Consider the following 1,622-nt stretch of genomic DNA (forward strand, 5'->3'; position numbering starts at 1 on the left):
AGCCCCTGGTCGTACTTTAATACATCTATTAGAAGGTGCAACCTATGAGATTAGTATTATGGCAAAATCTTAAAGCGGCGACGGAAAAATAAAGATATATCTAAAAGATGTTAATAATTTAGATAATATATTTTATGAAAGTGAAATTCAATCAATATCAAGTAATGGAGAAACTTTTTCTATGTTTTATACTCATACTGGTGAAATTGCTGAGGATGTTCGTTTTGAATTCCAGCTTGGATTGCAACAACAAACATTATTACTCGACAAAATTGTGCTTAAACGGCAATAATTATTCGAATACTTTATTCAAACTACAGAAAGGATGAATCTTACTATTAACTAAATCTATAAAATATCAAATCACAAAAATCCTATGTATAAGATTGTTTTAAAATCGATTCTAGTAATATTTCTTTTTGCTACTTCGATAAGTTGTCAAAAAAAAAAAATAGTTAATACTAAACAGAAGGATATAAAACCAAACATCATATTTATTCTTGCAGATGATATGGGTTATGGCGATGCAGGTTGTTATGGTAATAGCAACTTAGTCTCAACCCCAAATATTGATCGACTTTCAAATGAAGGGGTTAGATTTACAGATGGTTATGTAACAGCGCCAATATGTGCCCCAGCACGATATGGTGTTTTAACAGGTGTTTATCAACAAAAATTTGGAGTTCGTTGGAATATAGATGCTGCTTTAGATTTGTCGCAACACGGCATTATTGAAAGCGAGGAAGAAAATAGAATTAAAAAACCAATAGAAATAATTTCTGAACCTTTAGAGCGAGCAGGATATAAATCAGTAGTATTAGGTAAATGGAATTTGATAGGGTATCCCAAAACTACTTTTGACGAATCCTATTCTGTAATGCACTTTGTTGGAGAGTATTTCAAAGATAAAAATGGCAATTATAAAGGAGTAGACGGCATACGTGCAAATCATGAAAAAAGTAAAGCTTTATGGTTATCAGATAAAGAAGGAGGAGAATATCTAACTGACAGAATTGGTAGACAAGCATCAGAATATATAGATCGCAATAAAAATAATCCTTTTTTCATGTATGTTGCCTTCAATGCACCGCATACTCCGCTTCATGCAAAAGAAGCTCATAAAAGCCAGGTATCACATTTGAAAACTGATGCTCAAAAATTATATGGTGCAATGCAAATATCTATGGATGAAAATATAGGTAAAATTTTAAATACTTTAGACAAAAACGGATTAACAGAAAATACGCTTGTTGCTTTTTTAAGTGACAACGGAGCCAGTTTTGCTTATCCAGTAAATTGGCCTAAGAATTGGGAAAAAGAAATGTTAGGTAGTAATGGGGTTTTACGAGGACATAAATCACAAATGTATGAAGGAGGTATAAGAGTACCTTTTATTATTCGTTATCCTAAAGTATTAAAAGGTGGTAAGGTTTATTCAAAGCCGGTTTCTGCTTTAGATTTATATCCTACTTTTTGTGAAGTTGCAAACGCATTACCAAATCACCAAAATATTCTTGATGGCGTAAACCTTATCCCTTATATACAAGGAAATAAAGAAGGAAACCCACACGATATTTTATATTGGTTTGGTTCTAATAAAGGAGCTGTTAGACAGGGAGACT

At 32.2% G+C, this 1,622-nt stretch carries 1 protein-coding gene; it reads left to right on the forward strand.

Annotation, left to right across the window (positions count from 1 at the left end):
* Window positions 1-376: 376 nt before the first annotated feature.
* The coding region (locus tag HRU49_RS14640; protein WP_296358473.1) for a sulfatase-like hydrolase/transferase at window positions 377-1,622 on the forward strand (1,246 nt) is incomplete at its 3' end.

Origin of the sequence: Winogradskyella sp., from assembly GCF_013213975.1 — a bacterium.
Classification (GTDB): Bacteria; Bacteroidota; Bacteroidia; order Flavobacteriales; family Flavobacteriaceae; genus Winogradskyella.